Origin of the sequence: Colwellia sp. 6M3, from assembly GCF_014077595.1 — a bacterium.
Taxonomy (GTDB): domain Bacteria; phylum Pseudomonadota; class Gammaproteobacteria; order Enterobacterales; family Alteromonadaceae; genus Cognaticolwellia.
On record NZ_JACGWF010000008.1, the window covers coordinates 1 to 24,486 of the forward strand.

21 protein-coding genes are annotated in these 24,486 nt (G+C 38.6%); 6 read left to right on the top strand and 15 right to left on the bottom strand.

Annotation, left to right across the window (positions count from 1 at the left end):
* The first annotated feature begins 40 nt into the window (after positions 1 to 40).
* Positions 41 to 1,636 carry a DUF418 domain-containing protein gene (locus H4J50_RS19540; RefSeq protein ID WP_259366145.1) on the top strand — a complete coding sequence of 532 codons (1,596 nt, stop codon included), beginning with the start codon at positions 41 to 43 and terminating at the stop codon, positions 1,634 to 1,636.
* Positions 1,637 to 1,680: 44 nt separating this feature from the next.
* Here H4J50_RS19540 and H4J50_RS03205 read toward each other — a convergent pair whose 3' ends face one another.
* Positions 1,681 to 1,932 carry a ubiquinone biosynthesis accessory factor UbiK gene (locus H4J50_RS03205; RefSeq protein ID WP_108457564.1) on the bottom strand — a complete coding sequence of 84 codons (252 nt, stop codon included), beginning with the start codon at positions 1,930 to 1,932 and terminating at the stop codon, positions 1,681 to 1,683.
* Between the two features lie 175 nt (positions 1,933 to 2,107).
* Here H4J50_RS03205 and rep point away from each other — a divergent pair, with 175 nt between their 5' ends.
* On the top strand, positions 2,108 to 4,126 hold the full coding sequence (rep, locus tag H4J50_RS03210; RefSeq protein ID WP_182254419.1) for a DNA helicase Rep: 2,019 nt from the start codon (positions 2,108 to 2,110) through the stop codon (positions 4,124 to 4,126).
* Between the two features lie 117 nt (positions 4,127 to 4,243).
* Complete coding sequence (locus tag H4J50_RS03215; protein ID WP_108457566.1) at positions 4,244 to 5,260, top strand: diguanylate cyclase; 1,017 nt, start codon at positions 4,244 to 4,246, stop codon at positions 5,258 to 5,260.
* Between the two features lie 30 nt (positions 5,261 to 5,290).
* Here the strand turns inward: H4J50_RS03215 and H4J50_RS03220 are convergent, their stop codons facing one another.
* From H4J50_RS03220 to H4J50_RS03285, 14 genes are all read right to left on the bottom strand, one after another.
* A complete protein-coding gene (locus H4J50_RS03220; RefSeq protein ID WP_108457567.1) occupies positions 5,291 to 5,770 on the bottom strand; it encodes a DUF1456 family protein in 480 nt (159 codons plus the stop codon).
* A gap of 87 nt (positions 5,771 to 5,857) precedes the next feature.
* On the bottom strand, positions 5,858 to 7,423 hold the full coding sequence (ubiB, locus tag H4J50_RS03225) for a ubiquinone biosynthesis regulatory protein kinase UbiB (protein ID WP_182254420.1): 1,566 nt from the start codon (positions 7,421 to 7,423) through the stop codon (positions 5,858 to 5,860).
* 9 nt (positions 7,424 to 7,432) lie between these two features.
* Complete coding sequence (locus tag H4J50_RS03230) at positions 7,433 to 8,074, bottom strand: SCP2 domain-containing protein (protein WP_182254421.1); 642 nt, start codon at positions 8,072 to 8,074, stop codon at positions 7,433 to 7,435.
* Positions 8,075 to 8,078: 4 nt separating this feature from the next.
* Complete coding sequence (gene ubiE / locus H4J50_RS03235; RefSeq protein ID WP_108457923.1) at positions 8,079 to 8,867, bottom strand: bifunctional demethylmenaquinone methyltransferase/2-methoxy-6-polyprenyl-1,4-benzoquinol methylase UbiE; 789 nt, start codon at positions 8,865 to 8,867, stop codon at positions 8,079 to 8,081.
* A 213-nt stretch (positions 8,868 to 9,080) separates the two neighbouring features.
* Positions 9,081 to 11,180 carry an ATP-dependent DNA helicase RecG gene (recG, locus tag H4J50_RS03240; RefSeq protein WP_310733250.1) on the bottom strand — a complete coding sequence of 700 codons (2,100 nt, stop codon included), beginning with the start codon at positions 11,178 to 11,180 and terminating at the stop codon, positions 9,081 to 9,083.
* 21 nt (positions 11,181 to 11,201) lie between these two features.
* Positions 11,202 to 11,912: a tRNA (guanosine(18)-2'-O)-methyltransferase TrmH gene (gene trmH, locus H4J50_RS03245; protein WP_182254422.1), complete on the bottom strand. Its 711-nt coding sequence runs from the start codon at positions 11,910 to 11,912 to the stop codon at positions 11,202 to 11,204.
* Between the two features lie 74 nt (positions 11,913 to 11,986).
* Positions 11,987 to 12,376 carry a RidA family protein gene (locus H4J50_RS03250; RefSeq protein WP_220466087.1) on the bottom strand — a complete coding sequence of 130 codons (390 nt, stop codon included), beginning with the start codon at positions 12,374 to 12,376 and terminating at the stop codon, positions 11,987 to 11,989.
* 12 nt (positions 12,377 to 12,388) lie between these two features.
* Positions 12,389 to 14,500, bottom strand: coding sequence for a bifunctional GTP diphosphokinase/guanosine-3',5'-bis pyrophosphate 3'-pyrophosphohydrolase (gene spoT / locus H4J50_RS03255; RefSeq protein WP_108457572.1), 2,112 nt, complete (start codon positions 14,498 to 14,500; stop codon positions 12,389 to 12,391).
* A 354-nt stretch (positions 14,501 to 14,854) separates the two neighbouring features.
* The gene (gene rpoZ, locus H4J50_RS03260) at positions 14,855 to 15,130 is read right to left on the bottom strand and encodes a DNA-directed RNA polymerase subunit omega (protein WP_108457573.1); all 276 of its coding nucleotides are present in this window, start codon (positions 15,128 to 15,130) and stop codon (positions 14,855 to 14,857) included.
* 74 nt (positions 15,131 to 15,204) lie between these two features.
* Positions 15,205 to 15,828 (bottom strand): guanylate kinase, encoded by a 624-nt coding sequence (gene gmk, locus H4J50_RS03265; protein ID WP_108457925.1) that lies wholly within the window; start codon positions 15,826 to 15,828, stop codon positions 15,205 to 15,207.
* Between the two features lie 523 nt (positions 15,829 to 16,351).
* Positions 16,352 to 16,738, bottom strand: coding sequence for a hypothetical protein (locus H4J50_RS03270; RefSeq protein ID WP_182254423.1), 387 nt, complete (start codon positions 16,736 to 16,738; stop codon positions 16,352 to 16,354).
* A 259-nt stretch (positions 16,739 to 16,997) separates the two neighbouring features.
* A complete protein-coding gene (locus H4J50_RS03275) occupies positions 16,998 to 17,402 on the bottom strand; it encodes a VOC family protein (RefSeq protein WP_182254425.1) in 405 nt (134 codons plus the stop codon).
* A 276-nt stretch (positions 17,403 to 17,678) separates the two neighbouring features.
* Positions 17,679 to 18,866, bottom strand: a complete 1,188-nt coding sequence (locus H4J50_RS03280) for an amino acid aminotransferase (RefSeq protein ID WP_182254427.1) — start codon at positions 18,864 to 18,866, stop codon at positions 17,679 to 17,681.
* A gap of 445 nt (positions 18,867 to 19,311) precedes the next feature.
* The gene (locus H4J50_RS03285) at positions 19,312 to 20,022 is read right to left on the bottom strand and encodes a DUF445 domain-containing protein (protein WP_108457577.1); all 711 of its coding nucleotides are present in this window, start codon (positions 20,020 to 20,022) and stop codon (positions 19,312 to 19,314) included.
* Positions 20,023 to 20,202: 180 nt separating this feature from the next.
* Here H4J50_RS03285 and H4J50_RS03290 point away from each other — a divergent pair, with 180 nt between their 5' ends.
* The 3 genes from H4J50_RS03290 to H4J50_RS03300 all read left to right on the top strand — a co-directional run bounded on the left by H4J50_RS03290 (position 20,203) and on the right by H4J50_RS03300 (position 24,485).
* Positions 20,203 to 21,138, top strand: coding sequence for a peptidylprolyl isomerase (locus H4J50_RS03290; protein ID WP_182254429.1), 936 nt, complete (start codon positions 20,203 to 20,205; stop codon positions 21,136 to 21,138).
* A gap of 340 nt (positions 21,139 to 21,478) precedes the next feature.
* Positions 21,479 to 22,198: a FecR domain-containing protein gene (locus tag H4J50_RS03295; RefSeq protein ID WP_182254431.1), complete on the top strand. Its 720-nt coding sequence runs from the start codon at positions 21,479 to 21,481 to the stop codon at positions 22,196 to 22,198.
* A 76-nt stretch (positions 22,199 to 22,274) separates the two neighbouring features.
* Positions 22,275 to 24,485: a CHASE2 domain-containing protein gene (locus H4J50_RS03300; protein ID WP_259366146.1), complete on the top strand. Its 2,211-nt coding sequence runs from the start codon at positions 22,275 to 22,277 to the stop codon at positions 24,483 to 24,485.
* The last annotated feature ends 1 nt before the right edge of the window (position 24,486 follow it).

Sequence of the window (24,486 nt, forward strand, 5' to 3'; positions counted from 1 at the left end):
AACCTATATTGTTACAGCTAAGAATAAAAAAGGAAGTTAAATGTCAGATGCTCATACAGATTCGTTAGAGTCAAATACTGCTCAACAATCATTACCAGAAAAATTCGCACCCATTACTGTAGCTGAACGTATCGATGCCATGGACATTCTTCGAGGCTTAGCCCTCGTGGGCATTCTTTTAATGAATATTGAGTGGTTCAGCCGTGCATTGACTAATTTAGGCTCTCAAGACACTAGTTTAACCGGGTTAGATCATGCAATAGGTTGGTTGATAAGATGCTTTGTCGAAGGTAAGTTTTATAAATTATTTGCTTTACTCTTTGGTATGGGCTTTGCGGTAATGCTGATCAGAGCAAAAGCCGCTGAACGACCTTTTGGTGCTTGGTTTTCTCGCCGAATGCTGGTACTCATTGCCTTAGGTATATTTCATATGGTGTTTTTATGGGGTGGTGACATTCTTCATGATTATGGCGTTGCAGGCCTATTACTTTTAGGCTGGGTTACTTTATTGCAAAAGCCACGCTTTAAAAAATATGACAACCCTAATTCATTCTTTAAACTATCCATAGTTTGGTTGTCAGTTCCCATATTGCTCACAGTAATGGGCGGTATAAGCTTTGGCTTATTCAACGATAATAATGACTTAACAACCCAGTGGCAGGAGCAAATTCAAGTAACTGAACGAGTTAATGCCATAAAATTAGAACATGAGACCTTACTACAGCAAAAGACTGAAGCACTCGCTGAGGTCACGGCAACAGAGCGACTAGTTGAATCTTCAACCATGCCTGAAACCAATATCACGAATACCATGCAAGAAAACATTGCTGTTACCGACAGTGTAAATATTAATGATGAGCTCGCGACAACTTCTGACACAAATAAAGACAATAGCACCGAGCTTACGGCGGAAGATTTAATTGACCTTCAAGCACAAACCATCGTAGATCAACAACTAGTCATGCAACAGGAAGTGGACAAAGAAATTACCGCTTTTACAACAGGTAGCTACTGGCAAGCAACAGAGTTTCGCCTAAACTTTACGTTGTTTATGTTGATGTTTACTTTGCCCTTTGCTTTTACCATGCTACTCCCCATATTTATTTTAGGTTATTGGCTAGTATCTAGTGGCATTATGCAAAACTATCATCAACATGCTAACGCATTCAAAATCATGGCTTATGTCGGTGTTGGCTTAGGGGCGATACTTGAAGTATCAGGGCTTTTAGTGGCTCAACACCCCGCCGCAATAGAAATAATGGTATTACAAGGAGTTGGAGAAGCTTTATTTTTTATTGGCCAATTTGTCATGACAGTAGGATATTTTGGTTTGGTCATGCGTTTGCTTACCCATGAGAAATGGCAGAAACGTTTAGCTGTATTTGCCCCAATGGGCAGAATGGCCTTAACCAATTACATTATGCACTCTATCGTTTTAACCAGCATTTTTTATGGTTATGCCGGCGGCTATTTTGGAGAGATATCTCGAGCACCACAAATGCTGCTAGTGCTCGCCATTATTATTTTCCAACTGTTGTTTTCACGTTGGTGGCTAAGTAGCTACGCTTTTGGGCCATTAGAGTGGTTATGGCGCTGTTTATCCTATAAAAAACTACAACCTATGCGTATTAAATAACTGTTGTAGAATAAGGCCTTTTATTTAAGGCCTTATTCCTGATGCTATTGTGCGTTTATCTTGGCTTCTAATTCAGCCACTTTCGCTTCAAGATCAGTTAACTTTGCACGGGTTTTGATTAACACCTGTGTTTGTACATCGAACTCTTCACGAGTAACCACGTCAAGTTGTGACAATTTTCGCTGTAAAACAACTTTAGTTTTATCTTCCATTTCATGAGCAAAGTCTTTTAAGCCCATAGGAATTGAGTCAGTTACCTGCTTTGCTATCTCTTCTATTTTTTTAGCGTTTATCATATGTCACTTTGTATTGGTCAACTATAGCGCTATTGTATGCGGTTTTAATAAAAATATCTTCTTTAGAGCGACAAGAAATTACCTAAGTAAATTTAAAGTTTATGTTGTCTTGCTATAAAAACAGGTAAAATCTACGCCCGATTATTTTATCCATTATTTGAGTTACAACGTAGCAATGAAATTAAACCCTGGTCAAAATGAAGCAAAAAAATATGTTGATGGTCCGTGCCTTGTATTGGCAGGGGCAGGCAGTGGAAAAACTGGGGTTATTTGTCAGAAAATTGCATACCTAATTCAAAATTGTGGCTATAAAGCAAAAAATATTGCCGCCGTAACCTTTACCAATAAAGCCGCACGTGAAATGAAAGAGCGTGTGGTAAAAATGATGGATAAATCGCAAACAAGGGGGTTAACCGTTTGTACGTTTCACTCTTTGGGCTTAGACATTATTCGCAAAGAATTGAAAACATTAGGCTACAAGCCTGGCTTTACTCTATTCGATGATCAAGACAGCTTAGCTTTACTGAAAGAGCTTACCCAAGAACAACTTGATGGCGATAAGGACTTAATCAGTAAACTCCAAATGATGATTTCAAATTGGAAAAATGATTTGCTCTTACCTGATGCGGCCATTAAGCATGCTAGTGATGCAGACTCCCTGCAATACGCAGAGTTTTATGCCATGTATCAAAAACACATGAAAGCTTATAACGCGCTTGATTTTGATGACTTGATTTTAATTCCAACACTATTAATGCGTAATTACCCTGAAGTGCGTGAACGTTGGCAGAAAAAAATTCAATACATGCTAGTAGATGAATATCAAGATACCAATGCCAGCCAATATGAATTAGTTAAGCAAATAACAGGCGAGCAAGGTTTATTAACCGTGGTAGGCGACGATGACCAGTCAATATACTCATGGCGTGGTGCTAAACCACAAAATTTAGTGTTATTAGGTGAAGATTACCCAAACCTTAAGCTGATAAAACTTGAACAAAACTACCGCTCTAGTGGTCGTATTTTAAAGTGCGCGAACACACTGATTGCCAATAATCCTCATGTTTATGATAAAGCATTATTTAGTGAACTAAATTACGGTGTTGAACTGCGGGTACTACAAACTAAAAATGAAGACCATGAAGTCGAGCGTGTTGTAGGCGAATTAATTGGACATCGATTTTTAAATAAAAGTAAATTTAAAGATTATGCCATTCTTTATCGCGGTAATCATCAGTCACGCTTACTTGAAAAAGCATTAATGACGAACAGAATACCTTATAAAATCAATGGTGGTACCTCATTTTTTTCGCGTTCTGAAATAAAAGATATGATGGCTTTTTTAAGGGTGTTAGTGAATCCCGATGACGATAATGCTTTTTTGCGTATTGTGAATGTTCCGCGCCGAGAAATTGGACCTACCACATTAGAAAAATTGGGTAGCTACGCTAATATGCGACAAATTAGCATGTTTGCTGCTAGTTTCGAGTTAGGTTTAGAGCAGCACTTAACCGGTAGAGGCTTGATCAGTGTGCAACGATTTAGCCGTTGGTTAGTGGAAACAGCGGATCATGCGGAGCGTGGTGAAACATCAGCGGTATTGCGCTCAATGGTGCGTGAAATTAATTACGAAGATTGGCTATACGATACCTCACCTAGTGCAAAAGCGGCAGAAATGCGCATGAAAAACGTCACACAATTATTTAGCTGGGTAACACTAATGCTTGAAGGTGAAGACGATGAAGAGCCAATGACCTTAGCGCAAGTTGTTACCCGCCTGACCTTGCGCGACATGATGGAACGAAATGAAGACGAAGAAGATACCGACCAAGTACAATTAATGACATTACATGCTTCTAAAGGATTAGAGTTTCCTTATGTTTTTCTCATTGGCATGGAAGAAGGTTTATTACCGCATCAAACCAGTATGGATGAAGGTAACGTTGAGGAAGAACGTCGTTTAGCTTATGTAGGCATTACCCGTGCTCAGCGCGAGTTGATATTTACTTATGCAAGAGAGCGCAGACAGTTTGGTGAAGTATCTCGCACAGAAGCCAGTCGATTTTTACATGAACTACCCCAAGATGATTTAAGCTGGGAACTAACACAAACGAAACAAAGCATAGAAAAAAAGCAAGAAACGGCTAAGATGGGTGTAGCAAATTTACGCGAGATGCTAAAACAAAAGAAATAACATAAACTATGGTCGTATTACATTATCTATTTGAATTATAAAATAGATTTTTCTATATTTAAGCATGATAGTAATTCAGATTTTTGTTAGAAAGTTTCAGCTTATTAGGAATATTTAATGACACAGCGTTCAACAGCAGAAAAAATGCTACTGATATTAAGTGCATTTGCCTTTATCACCATTTCACCATTCGTATATTTTCGGTGGATTGAAGGTGATATGGTCATGGCCGCGATTGATGCAATACTGGTAGTCGTCACGGCTATCTTTTTTGTTTTTGTTTTCAAAACACGAAAAGTTAATACCGCTAACCTGATTTTATCGAGTGTTTTTTCTATCTCTATTGTAACAATCGTTGCAATTCGAGGGCAGTCTCACCTGTTTTGGTTGTATCCATGTATGATCGCATTCTATTATATTTTACCCGCGAGACCTGCAGGTATCATTTGCTTTATCGCTATATTGCTCATTGCGGCAATAATATTCCCAATGACGACTACATTAGAGTTCTTAACTATCATTAGTACTTTGTTTCTAACCGCGTTATTTTCTTATGTCATTTTTAGTAATTACAACAAAACAAACAAAAAGTTAGCATTATTGGCCAGTATTGACCCGTTAACATCATCGGGAAATCGACGAGCCTTAGATTTAAAACTTGAAAAAATTCTTGAAGATCAAAAACGAGAATCTTCTAAGGTCTCATTATTATTATTAGACTTAGACCACTTTAAAAAAATTAATGATAATTACGGTCATGCTAACGGCGATATAGTATTAGTTGAATTAGTAGAATTGATTCAAAAACATACCCGCTCTCTTGATGACTTATATCGCTATGGCGGAGAAGAGTTTATTATTCTTCCGTTAAAGGTTGATTTACTAGAGGCAAAACAAATTGCTGAAAAACTAAGAGCCATTATTGAACAATCAACTTTTGCTGAAAAAATTTCTGCAACCGTTTCAATCGGTGTTGCCCAATATCGAGCGGGTGAAACAGCAGAAACTTGGATCAGCAGAGCAGATACTGCACTTTATGTTGCTAAAGATAGTGGACGTAATCGTGTGGTTGCTGAGACAGAAGTGACAGATGAAGCTATTGCAGCAAAGTCTGTTGAAAAAACACGTAGCTAGGGTAAATAGCCGAGCTACATGCGTTTATTCTTATTCTTTTATGACTAAAATCGCTTGTCGATTTTGTAAATGTAAGCCATTAAAAAATTTCAACAACGTATCATCATTACACGTTCTAAAGTGCTTATGTTCTGCTTTTCTAAAAAATGCACTTAGCTCATGTTTGCTTAAAGTTAATTCCCCAGCATCAAGTAAAGCGATAATATCTTCAGCCTTTAATTCGAGAGCAATTTTCACTTTATTAAAGACAATATTATTATTTATCGACTGATCCAACTGCGCTACTGTTCCTTCTTTTGCTCCACGATACTCAATAATTAAACCATCAAGAAAACTGGCTAGATTATTATCTGCGATACGAGCAAAAGCTGTTTCACCATTTTTTCGGAAAAAGTTGTCTATTTCTTCATCTGTTTTTGGACATTGTGCCTGTTGAAAAATAGCGGCTATTTTTTCATTACTTAAAGTAAATATATAACGAATATGGTGTAAAACTTCGTTGTTAGTCATAATTATTCCTGTTTAGATATTCTATTTTCTACTTAACAGCAGCGCTAAGTACTGAACTCAGCGTTGCAATAACGAATGCTTACGTTATCAAGTAAAGCTAATGGTCAAGCAAATAGCGAGTGTGGCTATAACAACCAGTTTTGTCATTTGCTTGCTGTGTTTTTGTTGCTGCGACTGAATCTGTTTAAGTGACATTAATTGCAGACGTTGTGCTTCTCGATTAGTTTTTAAGTAATCGTAGACTAGATCAGGTATTTCCGGCAGTTTCTCATTCCAAAATGGTAAGTTGTCTTTTACCTTTTTATATACGGCTTTAATGCCCATTTGCTCTTTAACCCAGTTTTCTAAAAACGGTTTAGCCGTTTGCCAAAGATCTAGCGCTGGATAGAGTTGACGACCTAAGCCTTCAATATAAAGCAGTGTTTTTTGTAATAACACTAACTGAGGTTGTACTTCCATATTAAAGCGGCGTGCGGTATTGAAGAGATTAACTAACACCTGACCAAATGAGATTTCGGATAACGGTTTATTAAATATAGGTTCGCAAACCGTGCGGATAGCAAACTCAAATTCATCGACACTGGTGTCACTAGGTACCCAGCCAGAATCAACATGTAGTTGCGCCACTTTACGATAGTCACGATTAAAAAAGGCGACAAAATTTTCGGCTAAATACCGTTTATCTTCACGATTTAACGTGCCAACAATGCCATAATCAATGGCAATCCAAGTAGGATCCGCTGGGTTTGTTGCATTAACAAAAACATTGCCAGGGTGCATGTCGGCATGAAAAAAACTGTCACGAAACACTTGTGTAAAAAAGACTTCAACACCACGCTCAGCCAGCAATTTCATATCAACATTATTTGCTTGTAAGGTGTCAACTTCGCCAACACCAATGCCGTATATTCGCTCCATAACCATGACGTTTTTCGAACAATATTCGCTATAAACTTCAGGTACGTAAAGTACTTTATCGCTGTCTCGACCTTGACTAAAATTGCGCTTTAATTGGATAGCGTTACCCGCTTCACGGTTTAAATCTAATTCTTCTAAAATTGTTTTTTCGTATTCTGCGACCACTTCAACGGGTCTTAAACGCTTGCCGTCAGGTAACCAGCGAGCAACAATCTTTGCAAAAACAGACATAACATTAATGTCAGCTAAAATTGTTTGGGCAATATTGGGTCTTAAAACTTTCAATACGACTTCTTGTTCATCGTCTGCATTTATCATGGTAGCCGTATGAACTTGAGCAATCGAAGCTGACGCGAGCGGGGTTAGATCAAAATCTTTAAAATAAGCCTCAAAAATTTCAGCTCCCATGGCAGCAATAATAATTTTTTCAGCTTCTTCGCCAGCGAAAGCGGGTACTTTGTCTTGCAGTAAAGTCAGCTCATTAGCGAAATCTTCAGGTAGTAAATCACGACGAGTAGAAAGCATTTGGCCAAACTTAACAAATACCGGCCCTAATGACTCTATCGCTAATCTAAAACGCTGAGCTTTAGGCTTATCCCGATGTTTGTTACGAAGCCAAAACAATGAGCTACGTGCTATTTTTATATACCACGGCAAATATTTTTCCGGTAAAAGCTCATCAAGGCCATACTCAAGAAATGTTTTTACTATCTTGTATAAACGTTTGCTACTCACCACAGGCCCTTATGAAGTTTTGTCTATGTGATTAATTAAGCCGTCAATACGTTGGCTTAAATTTGAAACTTGTTGCTCAACAGCATCCACATCACGACTAAAATAACTTAATTCTGCAGATGTAATCATTAAGCGCTTTTCATGAACCAGCCACTCGCTAGCATCGGCTTGAATTTGTTGAGATGCGAAACTTAACTTGTTGCGTAATTGACGTCCAAATTGACCAATTTTATAAGCTGGAATATCACCAATACGCTTGGCTAATTCACTTTGCCAATCAATATCAAGTGTTTGAGCAATATCAGCAAAACGTTGGGCAACTTTTAAATCACCCTGAATGTCGAGTTTTTCATTTCTAATTAACTGCGTAAGTTGCTGCTCTTTTTGTAACTCAATCAAGGTACTAACACTAGTAACTATGCAACAGTCATAGTGCGATTCGCTAGCGGTAACGTGAACTTTTTCATGATTTACAGTAAAGCTTAAAGGAAATGGTAATTCTGCTAGCTTCACAACCAGTGTTTTTTCAGATAACGGCTTTAATGCTCGTGTACCGTGTAAGTTGTAGTGCAAAAACTGGTTGATCAGCTTTTCCAATAACGCACTTAAGGTTTGAGCAAACATCAGTTGCTGACTAATAGTCTGAGGCATAAGGTTAAAATTTATAACCTTTGTGCAGTGCCACAACACCACCAGTTAAATTTTTAAAACTGGTTTGTTCAAATCCGGCGGAATCCATCATTGTTTTCAGTGTTTCTTGATCCGGATGCATACGAATAGATTCGGCTAAATATTGATAGCTGTCGCCGTCTTTTGCTACTAACTCACCCATTTTAGGCAAGATATTAAAAGAATAAAAATCGTAAGCTTTATTCACCAGTTCATGCTCAGGTTTAGAAAACTCTAATACCAACAATCGACCACCTGGTTTAAGTACACGGTACATAGAACGCAGCGCCATGTCTTTGTCGGTAACGTTACGTAAACCAAATGCGATAGTAATTACGTCAAAGGTATTGTCTTCAAATGGCAAATACTGGGCATTGGCTTGTACGTATTCAATATTTTGTACTAAACCGCGATCGCGTAATTTGTCGCGACCTACATTTAGCATTGAGCTATTAATATCAGCCAGTATAACTTTACCTTCACGGCCAACAAGTTGAGAAAACTTTGCGGTTAAATCACCTGTACCACCGGCGAGATCTAATACTTTATTACCTGGGCGAACGCCACTAGCGTCAATGGTAAAGCGTTTCCATAAGCGATGAATACCAAATGACATTAAGTCATTCATGACATCATATTGCTGTGCAACAGAATGAAATACGCTGGCCACTTTCGACTCTTTTTCATTTTTTTCGACGGTTTGAAAACCAAAGTGAGTGGTGTCTTCTTCACTATTGTCGTTATTAACTGGATGATTTTGATCGTGTGCAGACATCATGGTTTCGCTATAAACTAAAATTACCCTTAGTTTACCGCATTTTATTAGAATAATTAACACTTCAGATCAAGGCGGCAGATATTAATACTAAATGTATTACATTAGTCCGTTTTAACACTTGTTAACCGTGCGATATAAAAGCGAACTTATTACTATTTTTATCAGCAATTGTGAGCAAAATATCATGTCAATTTACTGTGCTAATTGATATCAAGCGTTTGAGTATTTCTCACGATTTGCTAACCAACGATTGATCAGTGCGTTAGCCTTTTCAGGGTACTGCCGCCATATGAGGTGGGCTTGTTGTTGTACTTCAGGTATTAGGTGCGCGTCACGTTGTAAATCGGCAATTCTTAGATCCGCTAAACCTGTTTGTTTAGTGCCAAGTAATTCACCAGGTCCACGAATTTCGAGATCTTTTTGCGCGATAACAAAGCCGTCGTTGCTTTCTCTCAACACATTTAAACGTTTGGTGGCTGTTTTAGTCAGTGGTGCTTTGTACATTAATACACAGTGCGATGCTACAGAGCCACGACCAACACGGCCACGTAATTGATGAAGTTGCGCCAGCCCCAATCGTTCTGGGTTTTCAATAACCATTAAGCTTGAGTTTGGCACATCAACACCCACTTCGATTACGGTGGTCGCCACTAGCACATCAAGTTCACCCAACTTAAAACGTTCCATCACCGCTTGTTTTTCGTCAGCTTTCATTCGCCCATGTACTAAACCAATTTTTAATTCTGATAACTGCGCTTGCAAATGTACCGCAGTATCTTCAGCAGCTTGGCATTGCAACACCTCAGACTCTTCAATTAGAGTACAAACCCAATAGGCTTGACGATTGTCGTTTGTACAACCTTGTCGTATTCGCTCAATAACATCATCGCGTCGACTATCTGGCAACGCTACCGTAGTTATTGGCGTTCGACCCGGAGGTAATTCATCAATGACTGAGGTGTCTAAATCGGCATAAGCTGTCATCGCTAAAGTTCGAGGAATAGGTGTTGCGGTCATAATTAACTGGTGAGGGTAGTTGCCTTGCCACGCGCCTTTTTCACGCAATGATAAGCGCTGATGCACACCAAACTTATGTTGTTCATCAATAATAATCAGCGCTAATTTATTAAATACCACTTGCTCTTGAAACAAAGCATGAGTACCAATAACCATTTGCATATTGCCATTTTCAATATGCTCTAATGCATTACGCCGCGCTTTTGCTTTGGTTTTCCCGGCTAGCCACCCCACTGAAATACTGAGCGGTTCAAACCATTGTTGAAAGTTAATCGCATGTTGCTCAGCCAGTATTTCAGTTGGTGCCATTAAAGCTACTTGGAAACCCTGACCTATGGCAGTTAATGCAGCTAGTGCAGCAACTAAAGTTTTGCCTGAGCCAACGTCACCTTGCACCAAACGCATCATGGGCAAAGGCTTGAGTAAGTCAGTACGTATTTCTGCCGTTACACGCGCCTGTGCGCCTGTTGGTGAAAAAGGTAATGACGCTAAAAAGTTTTTTTCTAGTGGTATGTCGATTGCTAAAACAACCGCAGGGTGGTGATCATTAGCAGCCCTTAGCTTTAACATACTCAAGTTATGCGCTAATAACTCTTCTTTAATTAACCTAAGCTGTGCTGGATGTTTGCCTTCTTCCATTAACACCACGGGAGTATCTGGTGGTGGACGGTGAATTAAAGCTAAGGCTTGTTCTAAAGTGTATTGCTGATGGCTAATTTCTGCTGGCAATAACTCTTCAACATGACCACGTTTTAAGCGGATTAAGGCTTGCTCGGTTAAGTTTCGTAACGATATTTGCCGTAAGCCATCAGTGGTTGAATAAACAGGTGTTAGAGTTTCTTCTGCGGGAGTTAAGGGTTGATCTTGATCTAGAGCTTTATATTCTGGATGCACCATTTCAAAGCCACGCATGCCGCGATTTACTTCACCATAACAGCGAATATTAAGTCCAATAGCGAGGCTATTTTTTTGACTGGCAGAGAAGTGAAAAAAACGCAGATTAATACTACCTGTACCATCGTTTATGGTAACTAGCATCATTCTACGTTTGCCTTGCACGATTTCGTTCTGTGTTACCTCACCAATAATATTGGTAAATAAACCCGGAATGAGATCACGCACAGCAGTTACACGTGTGCGATCTTCGTAGCGAAGTGGTAAGTGAAATAGTAAGTCTTGTAACGACACTAACCCGACTTTTTCTAGTTTAGCCGCCATGCCTGGACCAACACCTTTTAAACTGGTGACTGGAATTTGGGCTAAGTTAGATAATGCTTCGATTTGGCGAGACACCGCAGACTCCCTTGCTGTAAGTTATTCGTCGTCGATTTTTTTCCAAGCATCTTGGGTCATTTGCATTTGCTGCCACCATTGCTCTGAAGCAACAATTTGTCCATCTTGGTCGATTTCTGGATACGCTAAGCCTTTGCGCTGACAGGCGGTTGCAAAAATAGGATGGCCACCTTCAAATAAAATTCGCTGACGGCGCTCATGGCTTATTCTTGGTTTTTGATACAAACCTGCCGCTTGACGCTGGCGTTGAGCTTCATACAAGACAACAGAACAAGCAACCGAGACATTTAACGACTGAACCATACCCACCATAGGAATAACGATATCTTGGTCAGCCATTTCAAGCGCTTTTGCAGATGCGCCGAATTTTTCTTGTCCCAAGATAATAGCGGTTGGTTTGGTGTAGTCAATTTCACGAAAGTCGACAGCCGTATCTGATAAATTTGTTACCAATACCTGCATACCTTGCTTTTTTAGTTCGATGATTGCATCTTCAGTATTACTGTAATCATGCACGTCGATCCAATTTTGACTACCTGCAGCACTACCGCCCGAAAGGCGCATGGTTTCATTTTTCCATACTGCGTGCACATCACTAATGCCTATAGCATCTGCTGTACGTACGACAGCAGCTAAGTTATGAGTTTTGTGAACCCCTTCCATACAAACCGTTAAGTCTGGCTGGCGTTGGTCTAACATGCTGTTAATTCTTTGTAGTCTATCCGGTGTCATATACTTGTTCTAAAGTTGTGTTATATCTTGGCAAGCGCTTTGTCTAACTTGCCGCAAGTGTGCAATAGTCAGTATTAGCTGAAATTAGGTAATTCCATAATACCGTCAATTTCGATCGCAACATCTTTTGGCAATCTAGCAACTTGTACCGCTGCTCTTGCAGGATAAGGTTGTTGAAAGTACTGGCTCATAATTTCATTTACTGTCGCGAAATTAGCAAGGTCTTGTAAAAATATATTCACTTTTACCATGTCATTAATATTGCCACCTGCTGCTTCACACACCGCAACAATATTCTTAAAAACTTGTTGTGTCTGCTCGGCAAAATCTTCAGATACAATTTCCATTGTTTCTGGAACTAATGGTATTTGGCCTGAAAGATAGACAGTGTTATTAACTTTTACCGCTTGGCTATATGTGCCAATTGCGCTTGGTGCTTGGTCTGTATTAATAATTGTTTTCATAATTTTCCTAAGCTATTTATTACGTACAACGCGTTGAACGTCGCCCATAACTTTAATTTTTCTGATGATGTCGGCAAGGTGAACCCTATTTCGACAAGTAATTTCCATATCAATGAGATACAAGCCAGACTCTTTCTCGCCAGAATTTAGCGAGTGTACATTTGAGCCACAACGAGCAACCACATTGGTCAAAGCTGCTAATGCACCTTTATGATTAAGAATTTCAATACGTAGTTTGGCGATAAAGTCTCGGTCAATATCGGTATCCCATCTAACAGGGAATAAACTGCCTTGCTCATGACCTTTATTATTTCTACAACCATGTTGATGTACCATTAAACCTTTTCCAGGGCTTAAGTAGGCTAATATTGAATCGCCAGGAATAGGACGACAACATTTACCGTAGCTAACCATCATACCTTCAGTGCCTTTAATCGGCATTTTATTTTTAGTTACGGTAGGTTTGAGTAGGTCTGACTCTTCTGTAAATTCGTCTTTCAAGCGTTTAGCTATACCTATGCTGAGTGCATTACCCAAACCAATATTAATCAGTAACTCTTCAATATTGGTATTACCGGTATCTTTAACCACTTGGGTCAATTTCTCTACAGCGATATCTTCTAGTTTTGTAGCACCTAACGCGTGGCTAAGTAAACGGCGGCCTAAAGCAAGTGATTCAGTTTTTTCTTGTGAGCGTAAGTAGGTGCGTATTTGCAAACGTGCTTTTGAGGTAACAACAAAGTTAAGCCAAGTTGCGTTAGGTCTAGCAGCAGTAGACGTAACCACTTCAATCGTTTGGCCAGAATCTAACGGCTTGCTGAGTGGGAAAGGTTTACGTTCAACCTTAACGCCTACGCAAGAATTACCTACATCGGTATGTACAGCATAAGCAAAATCGACTGCGGTTGCGCCCATTGGTAATTCAACAATGCGACCATCAGGGGTGAAAACATAAATTTCTTCTGGAAATAAATCCGACTTTACATTTTCAATAAATTCAAACGAGCTGCCCGCACTTTGCTGTAGCTCTAATAAGCTTTGCATCCAACGGCGTGCTTTCATCTGCGCCGTGGTGCCGGTATCTTCACCGTCTTGTTTATATAACCAGTGAGCGGCAACACCTTTGTCTGCCATTTGGTCCATATCATTGGTACGGATTTGTATTTCAACGGGAATACCATGCGGACCAATTAAAGAGGTATGCAATGACTGATAACCGTTGGTTTTTGGAATGGCAATATAATCTTTAAATCGTGATTCAATAGGCTTGAATAAGTTGTGAGCAGCACCTAACGCGCGGTAACAGTCATCTATTTTGTCGCCAACAATAATTCTAAAGGCATAGATATCCATGACTTCATTAAACATTAACTCTTTATTGCGCATTTTTCGATAGATTGAATACAGGTGTTTTTCACGGCCAATAACTTGCGCTTTAATACCGTTTTCAGCTAAACGGCTAGTCACTTCTTGTTGAATATTGTTGATAATTTCTTTGCGGTTGCCACGTGCTTGCTTAATCGCCGATTTTAAGGCCCTTGCTCGCATAGGGTAAAGCGCTTCAAAACCTAATACTTCTAGCTCATTTTTAACATCGTGAATACCAAGACGATTAGCAATAGGTGCATAAATATCTAATGTTTCGCGGGCAATTCGACGACGTTTATCTGGTCGTAAAGAGCCTAATGTACGCATATTGTGCGTGCGATCTGCCAATTTAATGAGAATAACGCGTATATCTTGCACCATGGCTAAGATCATTTTGCGAAAGTTTTCCGCCTGCATCTCTTCTTTATTATCAAACTTTAGCTTGTCTAGCTTACTAACACCTTCAACTAACTCAGCTACGGTATGACCAAAGAGCTCAGATAACTGATCTTTAGTTACAGGAGTATCTTCAATCACGTCATGCAGTAATGCTGCCATTAAGGTTTCGTGATCTAAATGCATTTTTGCAAGATTAAGCGCCACAGCTACCGGATGGGTAATGTATGGCTCACCACTAGAACGCATTTGACCATCATGGGCCTCACGCGCAACAATATAGGCCTGTTTTAAAAGGTCTATTTGTACTTTTGATAAGTAACTTGATACATGTTCTTTTAGTGGTTCAAAAAGGTACACCCAATAATTCCCTGATGATTGCTTACGCTTTGATAAGTTAGAATACGATTATTTTATCGCTATGCCAATATTTATACCAATTTGATTCATTAAGTGATCTACTTTTTCATCAGTAAAAATGGCGAATACAAGGCATAAAATTTAGTACGTAGTTATTCTACATATAAATTTTGTAACGCCGTAGTTATTCATTTTAACCATTCAAAATGAGCAGCTAATTAATCAACTTGGTATTAAGCACGCTTACTTGAGTTTTTCTCATGAATCATGAGCAGATAATAAAAAACGCGTAAATCACAGTGATGTAATTTACGCGTTTTGAATGTTGCGACTAACGTTAAACGTTAGCAATAATTATTGGTTACCACCAACAATTGCTGCAACAGCATCTAATTCAGCAGCGTCTTGTTGTACTTGCTCATGTTTATCTGAACGGTCCATTACTTCAGTAGTAATTAGGCCAGCTTCGATTTCACGTAAAGCAATTACTGTTGGTTTGTCATTTTCAACGTCAACCAATGGATCTTTACCGCCCGTAGCAATTTGACGAGCACGACGAGATGCAATTAACACCAAGTCAAAACGATTACCGACTTTTTCTACGGCATCTTCAACAGTTACGCGAGCCATTTGGTCACTCCAACAATTAAATTCATAAAATAGTCGCGTAGTTTACTTGATCTACAGGCATGTAAGCAAGCACTCTAAGCTAATAATTCACTAAATAAAGCTTGATGCTCGCAGGCTTGTTGGCTGCGTTTTAAACGTTGGTTGTTAACAACCGTAGTTAAATCGACCAAGGCCTGTTCGAAATCATCATTAATAATAATATAATCAAATTCTTGATAGTGTGAACATTGTGCTTGCGCTTCAGCCATTCTCGATTGAATAACGTCTTCACTGTCTTGGCCTCTACCGCGTAAACGGTTTTCTAATTCTTGCTTTGAAGGCGGACTTATAAAGATAGTCGTTACGTCTGGCTTTTTCATTCTTACCTGTTGAGCACCTTGCCAATCAATATCAAGAAATACGTCAATACCTTGTGCTAGCTGCTGATCTATAGCTATTTCACTGGTACCGTAAAAATTACCAAAGACTTCTGCGTACTCATAAAATTGCTTTTCAGTAATCGATTTCTTGAATTGGTCTTTACTGACAAAGTGATAGTGTTGGCCATCAACTTCACCGGGACGCGCATTACGTGTCGTGTGAGAAACAGATACTTGCATAGGCCGAGTTGAAGTTTGTTTGAGTAAGGCGGAAATTAAACTCGACTTCCCTGCGCCACTGGGTGCAGATAAAATGAAGAGATTGCCTTTAGTTGTCACAATAGTTGTCACAATTTATCCTTTGTAGCTGAGTTAATCACAGCTGATAGTAATACCAATAACTATAGTGAATTGAACACAATATAAATTGGTATAGTCAGTATTAATGCCGCGCACTATACCTAAAGTTAAGTATATTTCCCATTATTTTGTCCGCTCAATAACAGCTGGCTTTTAGCTAAACTAGAAATTTTTTATCGCTATTTACTGATTTTTTTGCAAAAACTATAGTAATTAAAAGGCATTTTAAACGTTTTTTATTAGCGAATAATTAACCATAGATGTGACGTGTATATCAGGTAAATCGCGCCGATAATATTTAATTATTTATTGTTAAGTAATGTATCGAACAAGCATGAGGATGTCTAAAAGAAGAAGTACTTTGGATATAAAAATTGCCGATAAGTCAGACGTTTTACATTAACGTTAGCAAGTTTACTCAAATATTTTGAACATATTAAAGCCCAAGAAGGTCATTTTATCGTGTGAAACATATCAACTCAGCAGAGCAAAACTCAAATGATTAGTTAAGCTCTAGTGATTTTTCAACTTCTAAAAGCATCCATTGTTTTGCCTCAGTAAGGCTGTAAAACACTTCAATATTACTCTTAAAAATACCTTTAACTATATGTTCTTGTATATTGTTACTTAAAACAACGGCTTCTAAAATACAGCCATGGTTTTTACACCATTCATATAATTCTTTACCTATCACCAAGGTGTCAGGTGAAGCAATTGATTCATCATCCCAAACTTCAATTCTTCGCCATTGTTTGAAGCCTTTTGAAATGACAGATTTTTTTATCTCAGAAGAGTGGTAAGCCAAGCCAAGCTCGTTAAAAGGGCCTTCAACTGTAGAGATAAAAAGATCATTCTCCCAGATAAAAGTAACTTTGCCGTGTCTATTCATATGAACCTCTCAGATAATAATAACCTCATAAAAATATTTCGTATTTTACATTTATTCAGTAGTTATCTACGATATTTTCAAACGATAAAACCATTATTTAAAGTAATTCGCATGACTTAAATTTAAATTTTCTGCCCTGCGTTACCCACTTTAATAAATTTTTATCATTATTAATTATTAGCACAAAGATTTATATTATTTCAAGTTTAGAAGAAAATCAAACCTGCATTGGCCAAGTTTAATTCCGCTTTTTAGTGATTTAAATTGTGGCTCGCAATTCGATATTATTACCGGCTATATCTTTTAAATAAAGTGAACGCCCCATTCCTTGTGCACCATATCTTTCTTCAAAGTCGCCAACCGCAACCCCTTTACTTTGAAGGTATTCTTTCAATGCAGACTCATCAAAGGCTGCTATTTGCAGACAAAAGTGGTCAACGTTATTGCCGGTAGGTTTAGGCGCATCGCCGCCAGCTTTACCTAACGCTGAATTAACATCAACGATATCGATTAGCGAAGCGCCTGCTCGCAGCTGAGTTAAACCAATATCATCGGGTAATTTACGTTCTACTGCACAACCTAAAACATCGCAGTAAAAATTAATCAGTTCTTGATAAAGTACTGTACGTAAAACGATATGATCGATTGCAATGGGCTTAATCATAAAAACTCCCGAGTTAACATGTATGTTTGAAGTAGATAACGTGTCAGACAATTTTAAAGTATAGAATACACAAAGATAACATCAACATGACATACGTTAACTATTAAGCGTAAGCGAAAATAATACCGGTTGTTATACAAGCACTTCTAAATATAAGCTCAGTGTGACCTTAGTATAATCATTCTATTGGTATAAATTTTAAGACATGTGTTGATTTACATTAGGAAGGGAGTATCTCCATGCACTAAGAACAATGCATGGAGATAGAGTAAAGCGTTATAACACTTTAGCAATTGATTGCGCTAAGTAATCAACATTACTATTAGCAATACCTGCAATACTCATTCGGCTTGAACCTACCATATAAATACTGTATTCATCTTGCAATTGCTGCACTTGCTCAGGTGTTATACCTAAGAAAGAGAACATGCCTTTTTGACGAGGGATAAAGCTAAAATCTCGTGTTACGCCACTCTCAATAAGCTTATCAACTAATAGCTGACGGTTGCCGTTGATGCGATTGCGCATTTCTGCAAGTTCACTATGCCATTGGGCACGTAATTCATCTGAATGCAGGATGGTTTCTACTAGGGCCGCACCATGTGCTGGTGGCATTGAATAAATACAACGAACAACACTGAGTAAAACAGAGTTTGCAATGTCAGCACTGTGTGAAGTTTCGCCAATGATAGAACAAGCGCCAATACGCTCACGATACAAGCCAAAGTTTTTAGAACATGAACTACAAACGATCATTTCTTTTACGCTATCAGCCATTAATCTAAGACCGTAAGCATCTTCGTCTAAACCTTCACCAAAACCTTGATAAGCCATATCAATTAACGGTAAAAAGCCAATGTCTTTTGCAACTTCAGCAATTTGTTGCCATTGTTCGTTGTTTAAATCCATACCACTTGGATTATGACAACAAGCATGAAGCAAGACAGTATCGTCAGCTTTAACTTCTTTTAAAGCAGCCAACATACCATCAAAATCAAGGGTTTTGTTTTCATAGTCATAATAAGGATAAGTTTTAACGTTTAAGCCTGCCGCTTGAAACACACCAGTATGGTTTGCCCAAGTTGGGTTACTCACCCAAATAGTTGCACCCGCTTTACATGAGTTAATAAACTCAGCCGCCACGCGTAATGCACCAGTGCCGCCAGGAGTAGAAACCGTGCGGGCACGATTTTCAATCAACACTTTATGATGACCAAAGACTAATTTAGCCATTTCTTCGTTAAAAAGTGATGAACCTGTTGGGCCAATATAAACTTTGGTATCTTCGGTATCGAGTCGATGCTTTTCAGCGGCTTTTACACATTGTAAAACAGCAGTATGACCTGCTTCATTTTTGTAGACACCTACACCTAAGTCGATTTTTTTAGGGTTTGAATCTTCACGATATTTAGCCAACAAGCCTAAAATAGGATCGGCAGGCAACGCCGTTAAGCTACCAAACATTTTTGGGTTTACCTTTTACGAAGAGAGGGTGTTGAGCGATTATACTCCGGGCTTGGAGCCGCTAAATTAAACCCTGTGATTAAAGGCCAAGCATAACGGCTATCCGGCTAAAATTAAAGCATAAAAATTAAAAAATCTCATGCTAAATAGCCTAAAAAGAACTAGCTGATAACGCATAGTTATAGCAAACGAATTAACGCTAGAATATTGAATCTGTAGTAATTACTGGCAAACGACAAGTATTGAATACAGTCTATATCGGTAAGCTGTTGATGAGGTTAAATTTCACATCCTGAAAATTCTTTACAATCGTGGCTGATAATTAAAGTAAATGAACCAGATTGAATTAAAAATAAATATCACTCATTGTGCATTTAATGCTGTAGGGCAAGCCAGTTAATCGATGGCATGGCTAACTGGAGATCATCAAATAAATACACAAAAGTTAAAGCTGAGTCGTAAGCGCCGCGATAAGGCCGATTATACCGCCAAAAACACCACCCCAAACCACCAACCAACCTAAGTGTTCGCGGATCATTCTTTGCACTATTTCTTTAACCAGTTGTGGGGTTAATTCATTAAGTCGCTTTTCAATTATATCGCTTACTTTTTCGCGCATACCCGCCATTATGTTCGGTTGCTCTAACTCTTCACGCAAAATGGCATTAAATTCATCACTTTGGCTTATTTCGATAACCGAGGCACGCATTTTTTCAATAAAAGGTTCTCGCATAGGTTGTAAGGCTTCTGTGCCTCCGACCATCGCTAACATGCCGCCAAAGGAAGATTGTTCAACTACACTCACTAAGTTATCAAAAGCAGGCGATAAATCGACTTTATTTATAACGGGAGCAAGATCAATTGTCATAGCAGGGTTATCGCCGCCAGCTAAAAAACGGTCGATGTTTTCTTCGGTAAAAAACTGCTCCATCATTAACGCTCGAATCGCTACTTTAAAATCTTCAAAACGCGCAGGAATAACACCAGAACCATATAAAAAAGGCACTCGCTCAAATAACATGTGTATGGCAAGCCAATTGGTTATTGCACCAGATAAAGCAAATAAACCGACAGTAAAAATAATATTATTTGCGACTGCATAGCCAATAATAATGGCTATAAGGGCTAGAAAGTTGGTGATAAAACTCTTATTCACAAAAGCTCCGTTACTTTGAGGGTGGTGATTCTGGTTATGGTATCAATTGCTTGCGGTTGCGCCAATAATTCATTTATCAGTTGCCAACATTAGCAGTATTACAACATGCTAATTTGCTATTTTAGTTGCAATATTAAGCAATCATTGAAATAGTAAAATAAAATAATAAAAAGGGATTTTATGAATATTCGCACAACCTTCCCAACGTTAGTCACAATATGTAGTACTTTATGCTTGTTATTAAGCGCCAACATCTATGCTGAACAAAACATTAAAAAGCCAATAGCCAAAATTATTACCGCCCAAGATACAAACAGCAATCAAAGTGAATGGCGAACCGTTAAGATTGAAAACATGGTGTTGCTAACACTCCCTCATGGCAAAGTTGTTATCGAGTTAGCTCCACAGTTTTCCCCAAAACATGTTGAACAATTCACCCAGCTTACAAAAGCAGGGCATTACAATGACAACAAATTTTATCGCGTTATTGACGGTTTTGTTGCACAAGCCGGCCCGGTTGAAGGCAGTAAGGCCGACAATTCTGTTGCTTTATTATCGCTTGAAGGTGATTGGCCAACAGATGACACTTTTTCGTTTACATTGGTGCAAAATAAAGACTTATTTGCCGAACAAACCGGTTTTAAAGATGGCTTCGCACTTGCCCATAACCCCAGTGAGAATAGAGCTTGGTTAGCACATTGCCCAGGTATTATTGCCATGGCGCGAGGTAACGAAGCAGACTCAGGTTCAAGCCATTTTTATATCACTAATGGTCAAGCACCCAGGTATTTAGATCGCATAATGAGTATCTTTGGTCGAGTTATTTATGGCATGAACCATGTGCAGTCAATAACGCGCACGGCTGTTATCGAGGGTGATACTGAAGTATCCGCTGCTGCTCATACGCCAATTCTTTCAATGCAAATGATGGCTGATGTGCCCAAAACTGAGCAAATACACCTTCAAGTAACTAATACCGAAAGTCATTTGTTTGCGACTAAGCTTGCTGATCGTGTTAAGCGTGAAAACGCTTTCTTCTTTAAGAAACCACCACCTGTACTTGATGTCTGCCAAACCCCTGTATTGTCTCGCTTAATAAACAATAAAAACATCTAGTATTAATGACTAATATCCCCATAGGCGAGTTATCTCAAGTTCCCAGAAACCTTAAGCATAATTAGTAGTATTTTCAATTAATTAGGCTTAAGGTTTCTGGGAATGTTATAGTCAAAACAATCGCTACACATAACAAATAAATTATAATATCTGCGCGTTAGGCAACCCAGTGTATTTCAACAATATCGATTGATGTTACTTGAATTTAATTCAGTTTTGCTTTTATAGTAGCCATTCGAATAGCTGATTGTTTAACTTTTACAATAATTTGTCGCTAAATGTTAGTGCTTTAAATTCTAAAATTTAACCAACATCAACCATTGAGTCATTGGAACTAATCATGAGTAGTAATTCAACAAATACCCGCCGAGCTTTTTTAGAAAAAGCATTCAACACCGGTGTATGGGCAACCGTAGCAACCAGTGGTTTGCTTAGTTCACTAGTAAAAGCGATGGCAGATGTCCCCACAGAATTACCGCTGGGTCAGTCAATTTATAACTTTGCTGGCGATGTAAAAGTAGATGGTAAAATAATTACAAAAGATAATATGGCAAAAACGGTTATCAGAGCCAATTCATTGGTTGTTACTGGTGAAGATGGCTGGATAATATTTGCTGTTGGAAAAGATGCACACCACCTTAGAGAAAACTCTCGTCTGGCCTTAGAAAGTTCAGGGGTCTTTGAGGAGGCTATGCGCTTACTTGCTGGATCTGTTTTATCAGTATTTGCCACGCGTAAGCCAAACGAAAAACAATACAAAATGCACACATCGACTGCCACAGTAGGTATTCGTGGTACAGCTGTTTACGCAGAATCTGATACGGCGCTCAACCGCAGCTATATTTGTACTTGTTATGGTAACGTGAAAATAAGTGCTCGCGCTAACCCGAGTATTTCTGAAAACATTCAAAGCGCTCATCATGACAGTCCACGCTATATTTATGCTGATGCAAGCCAAGGTGATATTATTCAGCCAGCGCCGATGAAAAACCATAATGATGCAGAATTACAGTTAATTGAGGCTATTGTTGGCCGTACCACACCATTTTCGTCGGTTTAAAAACCGAATCAAAATGCACTAAAACCAAGAAAAAGCTTTTAATTATTGCAGCAACTCATGGTTGGTAAACATTAAAATGATATTTCAGCGCTCAAAAAAAAACATCCTAAATTTTTGTATTATTTTATATATTTTTATTAGTACAACACCATTAATAGAAGTACCTATTTTAAACACTGTAGAGATGTTCATTTCTGACGTGCGCTTAAAAATGACGATGCCCGAAGGAGTAGATAATAGAGTTGTTATTGCCGATATCGATGAAGCCAGTATTCGAGAATTAGGACGTTGGCCTTGGAATAGAGCCATTTTAGCTGAATTTGTTGACACTATGTTCGACCATTATCAAATTAAAGTACTTGGCTTTGATGTTGTGTTTTCTGAACCTGATGATGTCAGTGGTTTTATGGTTTTAGAACAGCTTGATTCGCTTCAGATTGACGATGAACAATATCTTGCTACAAGCGAAAAATTAAAACAACAACTGGCGTATGACAAAATATTTTCAGCGTCTATAAAGGGTCGTAACATAGTATTAGGTATGGTTTTTGACCAAGCCAATCCTGATGAAGTTAATGATTTAAAACAACCAATCACCACAATCGAAGCCACACTTGCAGAAAAAACTTTTGTTGCAAAACCTATTGGCTACACGGGTAACATCGACATTTTACATCAAGCAACCGACAGTGTTGGTTTTTTTGACAACCCTAATATTTCTGAAGACGGTTTATATCGTAAAGTGCCACTCTTTCAGCTTTATCAAAATGGCTTTCATCCTTCTTTAGCGTTAGCGATTACACGAAAAGCTATTGGTGACCAAGATTACTACTTTAACATTCAAAAAACTGGTCAGTATGTTGCAATCGAGCAAGTGCAACTGGGTAGTTTAATTATTCCAGTAGATAAAACTGGCTCGGTTATTGTGCCTTATCGGGGTGGTGAAGGGAGTTTTCCTTACATTTCTGTCAAAGATATTATGAACAAACGTGTCGCTAAAGATGCACTTAAAGATCGTATTGTTATTTTAGGCACTTCAGCGCCAGGACTACAAGATATAAGGGCAACGCCGGTAGATAGTGCGCTGCCTGGTGTTGAAGTTCATGCCAATATTATTACCGGCATACTGGATCAGCGTATTCCTTATCAACCGAGTTATGCTCTGGGTGTTGAGCTCACTATTATTATAATTTTGGGCTTACTGATGATGGTGGTATGCAATTACTTATCGCCCATCATGACCATGCTTTTTACCTCAACACTTATCACTGTTTATCTTATTTTAAACTTGTTTTTATGGCAACAAGGCATAGTTATTTTCCTCGCCTCACCATTATTATTGATACTCATGATCTTTGTTGTGCATATGTCATGGGGCTTTGTTGCTGAAAATAATACTAAAAATACAGTCAAAAAATTGTTTGGCCAGTATGTTCCCCCTGGGTTAGTTGATGAAATGGTTAATAAGCCAGAATGGATCACTCAAGAAGGCCAATCACGTGAGTTAACCGTATTATTTGCAGATATACGAGGCTTTACATCAATTTCTGAACGCCTATCCCCCCAAGAGCTCAGTGAGTTATTAAACTTATTTTTAACCCCATTAACCAAAGTGATATACGACGAACGAGGCACTATTGATAAATATATAGGCGATTGCATCATGTCTTTTTGGGGAGCCCCTTTACCCGATAGTAGGCACGCAGAACAAGGCGTTGCAGCCGCGTTAAAAATGCTAGAAAAAGTAAAACATCTGCAATCAAGTTTTTCTGCTCGTGGTTGGCCAGAAGTTAATATTGGTATTGGTTTAAATACTGGCATGATGAGCGTTGGCAATATGGGTTCTGAATACCGTATGGCTTACACCGTTTTAGGCGATGCCGTCAACTTAGGTGCTCGTGTAGAAGGATTAACCAAGCAATATGGCGTTGCTTTGATCGTGACTGAATATACTAAGCAGGCCGCACCAAATTTCATTTACCGAAAATTAGATCGCGTAAAAGTAAAAGGCAAAGTTGAAGCCGTTAACATATATGAAGTGGTTAATTTTATTGACTTAGTGACTGATGAATTAAAACAAGAAATCGATCAGTTTCATTTAGCTTATGAATTATATTGTCAACAAAAGTGGGATGAAGCAGCTGTAATTCTTAATAACTTAATGAGCCAACCTAACGATAAAAGCAACATTGTTTTATATCAAATATATTTGCAACGCATTGATGACTATAAGGCATCTCCCCCTGTTAAAAACTGGGATGGTGTATATAGTCATCAAACTAAATAAG

Excerpts from the sequence above, each read along its gene's own strand:
- H4J50_RS19540 (WP_259366145.1), top strand. The coding sequence starts at position 41 with ATGTCAGATGCTCATACAGATTCGTTAGAGTCAAATACTGCTCAACAA.
- H4J50_RS03205 (WP_108457564.1), bottom strand. The coding sequence starts at position 1,932 with ATGATAAACGCTAAAAAAATAGAAGAGATAGCAAAGCAGGTAACTGAC.
- rep (WP_182254419.1), top strand. The coding sequence starts at position 2,108 with ATGAAATTAAACCCTGGTCAAAATGAAGCAAAAAAATATGTTGATGGT.
- H4J50_RS03215 (WP_108457566.1), top strand. The coding sequence starts at position 4,244 with ATGACACAGCGTTCAACAGCAGAAAAAATGCTACTGATATTAAGTGCA.
- H4J50_RS03220 (WP_108457567.1), bottom strand. The coding sequence starts at position 5,770 with ATGACTAACAACGAAGTTTTACACCATATTCGTTATATATTTACTTTA.
- H4J50_RS03230 (WP_182254421.1), bottom strand. The coding sequence starts at position 8,074 with ATGCCTCAGACTATTAGTCAGCAACTGATGTTTGCTCAAACCTTAAGT.
- ubiE (WP_108457923.1), bottom strand. The coding sequence starts at position 8,867 with ATGTCTGCACACGATCAAAATCATCCAGTTAATAACGACAATAGTGAA.
- trmH (WP_182254422.1), bottom strand. The coding sequence starts at position 11,912 with ATGACACCGGATAGACTACAAAGAATTAACAGCATGTTAGACCAACGC.
- H4J50_RS03250 (WP_220466087.1), bottom strand. The coding sequence starts at position 12,376 with ATGAAAACAATTATTAATACAGACCAAGCACCAAGCGCAATTGGCACA.
- rpoZ (WP_108457573.1), bottom strand. The coding sequence starts at position 15,130 with ATGGCTCGCGTAACTGTTGAAGATGCCGTAGAAAAAGTCGGTAATCGT.
- H4J50_RS03270 (WP_182254423.1), bottom strand. The coding sequence starts at position 16,738 with ATGAATAGACACGGCAAAGTTACTTTTATCTGGGAGAATGATCTTTTT.
- H4J50_RS03275 (WP_182254425.1), bottom strand. The coding sequence starts at position 17,402 with ATGATTAAGCCCATTGCAATCGATCATATCGTTTTACGTACAGTACTT.
- H4J50_RS03280 (WP_182254427.1), bottom strand. The coding sequence starts at position 18,866 with ATGTTTGGTAGCTTAACGGCGTTGCCTGCCGATCCTATTTTAGGCTTG.
- H4J50_RS03290 (WP_182254429.1), top strand. The coding sequence starts at position 20,203 with ATGAATATTCGCACAACCTTCCCAACGTTAGTCACAATATGTAGTACT.
- H4J50_RS03295 (WP_182254431.1), top strand. The coding sequence starts at position 21,479 with ATGAGTAGTAATTCAACAAATACCCGCCGAGCTTTTTTAGAAAAAGCA.
- H4J50_RS03300 (WP_259366146.1), top strand. The coding sequence starts at position 22,275 with ATGATATTTCAGCGCTCAAAAAAAAACATCCTAAATTTTTGTATTATT.